The 581-nt window shown below is 61.3% G+C and carries 1 protein-coding gene; it reads left to right on the top strand.

The window, feature by feature from the left end:
• Positions 1-16: 16 nt before the first annotated feature.
• Positions 17-581, top strand: a 565-nt coding sequence (locus tag ACLQ25_RS32795; RefSeq protein ID WP_425734602.1) for a hypothetical protein, incomplete at its 3' end; no start/stop codon positions are given.

The following is a 581-nucleotide window of genomic DNA, read 5'->3' as shown; positions in this document are numbered from 1 at the left end:
GACTGTTCCGAAGAGTATGCCCAAGGATCTGAAGGATTTTTTGGAGGGTCGCGGAGCGATCGGCGACGTGGCGAGGGAGGCTGTGTCCAGCGCTGCTAAGTCCAGTAGTGACGCTAGGTGGGAGGCGTTCGCCGAAATAGCACGAGGATACTACGGAGATCGCGAGAAAAATCTGCTGACAATCCCCCCGAAAACATACGAGAGGGAGGCCACCAACGGGATTATGGTACACCTCGGACAAGACCTTCATAATTGGCTGCGGGAGGGCAGGACTGTTCCGGAGAGCATGCCCGATGATCTGAAGGATTTTTTGGAGGGTTGCGGAGCGATCGGCGACGTGGCGAGAGCGGTCGCGCCCAGGCGCGGAGGTGGGCGAAGGGGAGGTGATAAGGGGCGGGAGGTGTCGGCGCTTGTTTCTGAGGCTGCGAATGTGGTGTCGGGGGTTTATGGGGAGCGGGTCCCTGAGGGGGTGGGGTATTCGGCTGGTTATGGGGGGCCGTACGAGGGTGCCGGGTGGGAGTGGTTTCCGCAGGGGGTGATGGGGTCTGTGCAGCAGCCGGCCGGTGGGGAGTATTCCTACG

It is taken from the genome of Micromonospora sp. DT44 (assembly GCF_049841635.1).
In the GTDB taxonomy this organism is placed as follows: domain Bacteria; phylum Actinomycetota; class Actinomycetes; order Mycobacteriales; family Micromonosporaceae; genus Micromonospora.
This window is presented reverse-complemented; position numbering and strand designations above follow the sequence as displayed.